Annotated in this window: 4 protein-coding genes; all 4 read left to right on the top strand. The window is 58.2% G+C overall.

Features of this window, described 5'->3' with window-relative positions; translation table 11 throughout:
• The first annotated feature begins 223 nt into the window (after positions 1 to 223).
• Positions 224 to 724 carry a DUF4406 domain-containing protein gene (locus AAEZ05_RS27600; protein WP_350649700.1) on the top strand — a complete coding sequence of 167 codons (501 nt, stop codon included), beginning with the start codon at positions 224 to 226 and terminating at the stop codon, positions 722 to 724.
• A complete protein-coding gene (locus tag AAEZ05_RS27595) occupies positions 721 to 1,404 on the top strand; it encodes a hypothetical protein (protein WP_350649698.1) in 684 nt (227 codons plus the stop codon). Before AAEZ05_RS27600 ends, AAEZ05_RS27595 begins: the two co-directional genes overlap by 4 nt.
• On the top strand, positions 1,401 to 1,697 hold the full coding sequence (locus AAEZ05_RS27590; RefSeq protein ID WP_102618009.1) for a hypothetical protein: 297 nt from the start codon (positions 1,401 to 1,403) through the stop codon (positions 1,695 to 1,697). Before AAEZ05_RS27595 ends, AAEZ05_RS27590 begins: the two co-directional genes overlap by 4 nt.
• Positions 1,698 to 2,080: 383 nt before the next feature.
• Positions 2,081 to 2,514: BRO-N domain-containing protein (locus tag AAEZ05_RS27585; RefSeq protein ID WP_350649695.1), on the top strand; the 434-nt coding region annotated here is incomplete at its 3' end.

Here is a 2,514-nt window from a genome sequence, read left to right as displayed (position 1 = left end):
ACGCCCCATCAACACACCCATCAGTTTGAGATTTGGGGTTTGGGAAGTCCTGTATCAACAGGATTTTCCGAATACCCAATTTTAGGAACTCTGTGAATTGTCATCATCAGATTTTCTATGCTCACTAGCTGCCTCGTCTAACTAAAAAGTTGCAGCAATAAACCACAAACCATCCTTAAATTGCCACTACACCTCCCGGGCATGCCCCGGCATAGGAGGGCCCATGCCCCCAGAAAACATCCGCACGGTAGTCACCGAGTCACTGATTGGGATGATCGCCGCCGCAACCTCAATGACCCCTCCGGCGAACGAGCCGATGCCGCCATTCATTCAAGGCCCGATTGACCGGGCAGTGGAACGAATCACGGCAGTAGTTGCGCCTGGCGTGACGCTTGCGCCCTCCCGCATCAATCGCTTGTACCTGGCCGGGCCCATGACCGGTTTCGAAGACTTCAACTTCCCCGCCTTCAACAAGATGGCCGCCGACCTCCGCGCCCGCGGCTACGTCGTCGAGAACCCAGCCGAGCACGGTGTCGTCGAGGATGCAGACTGGGCCGACTACATGGCGTATGACCTGACCCGCCTGGGCCTGTGCGGCCAGGTCGCGGTGCTACCCGGTTGGGAGAACTCGAAAGGCGCCAGGCTCGAAGTGCACATTGCCCGCGAGCTCGGCATGACGGTTGCGAATGCCCATGATCTGGTATCGATGGAGGTTGCAGGATGAACATTCAATGGAAACTGGTGCCGGTCGAGCCGACCGAAACCATGGTGATAAACGGTTTTGAATCGGAGCCAGATGAGTGCTTTTCCGATGAGGAGGTCTGGGAACAGTACCAAGAGATGAGCGGCTGCCAGCAAGCGGCATTCCGCGCCAAATTGTGTTGGGCGGCCATGCTCAGCGCGGCGCCTGCTGCTCCAGAAGTCGATGCGCAGCCGGTGTGCGATCACGAATGGACTGACGACGGCGAGTTCTTGTTGGTATGCACGAAATGCGGAGCACAAGAAGACCACGATCCGAAATGGCGCGATATGGAAAGCGCTCCAAGGGATGGAACACTGCTCCGCCTATTGGTCAGCTTCGACGAACATTCGACTGAGGATGCTGATGAAGCTCCGACGATCGGCGCGAACAACTTCGACAACGACGGCGAGGACGTTTGGCGGTTCTCCGGATGGTGCTGGACTCACGACCACTTCACGCAAGGTGTCGGCACACCTGGCGGATGGCTGCCGATGATCGAGGCAAGTGCCGGCACTGCCGAGTTCGACCGGGTCACCGCCGAGCGTGACGCCCTGCAGCTGCGCCTGAACGCAGCGGATCAGCGGATTGATGAGCTGGTGGCAGAACTCGCGAAAGTGCGGAGCGGCCCCTGCAAGATGATCGTCGGGGACGAACTGCCATGACCCACAAAAGCTACAGGCTCGACCCGAACGTGAGAACCATCACCGATCTGGTGACCGATGAGCAGGTGCAGAGCTCATTCCAGGGCACCAATTTCGGTCACGATGACTTCCGCGGGCTACTGGCCCAAGGGTGCATCAAGGCGCTGGCTGGATGGCACCAAGGACACACGCTGACGACCATCCTCGAGGAGCTGCGGCTGATTAGTTGGAATCGGCAGGTTGGCAAGATCAAGGTTACCGCCAAGGGCCGCCACTACATCTGGCTGGCCTTCAAAGGCCGCCCGGGCGTCTAACCCTGAAAGGAGTACATCTGTACTCCACCCGAGAAAATATGGGTATTCGGAAAAGGTTGTTGATTAGGCCCTTTCCATAGGGTTCTACATTCCAATTTCTTCAACGGAAAACATTGTTGACATGCCGCCTTTTGCGGGATACCTTTCCCTCGTCGCAGTAAATCCTGCGACACGGGATTGGCGTCCCGGTTTAAGGGGCGGACACACAACCGCCGCTATGAGCGGTTTTTTTGTGCCCGGAGCATGGCTGCACCCTTTATGGGCGGGCCGTGTGTGGGAGCCTTCGGGCTCGCCGGCCCTCTTACCGGTACGCCAACCCGCACGGTTCCGCTCACCCAATTGGCGTTGGAAAGCGGTCAGCAAGACTTAAGAGGATCACCGCCATGCAATCAGCCCAAGTCATTCCGTTCCGCTTTGAAGCCCGCGAAGTTCGCACCATCGTGATTGATGATCAGCCATGGTTCTGCGCGACTGATGTCTGCGAAGTGCTCGGTTATGCGAACAGCCGCCAGGCCATCCAGAAGAACTGCCGCCCAGAGGGTGTATCTGTTAGAGACACCCTTACTCGCGGTGGCAAGCAGGCCCTGACGTTCATCGCGGAGGGCAACCTCTACCGCCTGATCATTAAGAGCCGCAAAGAGGAAGCTGAGCGCTTCGAGGCGTGGGTGTGTGACGAGGTTTTGCCGTCCATCCGCAAGACTGGCCGATACGAAGACACTGACAACCGCATGGCGACCCTGGTAGGTCAAACAATCGGCACTGACGGCTTCCACATGCTCGGCGCTGTAGTGAAGGGCAAGGTGTCGAGCCTGCCCGC

Origin of the sequence: Pseudomonas sp. HY13-MNA-CIBAN-0226, from assembly GCF_040310305.1 — a bacterium.
Lineage (GTDB): Bacteria > Pseudomonadota > Gammaproteobacteria > Pseudomonadales > Pseudomonadaceae > Aquipseudomonas > Aquipseudomonas gregormendelii.
Note: the sequence above shows the minus strand (reverse complement) of the source record. Positions and strands in the feature narration are given on the sequence as shown.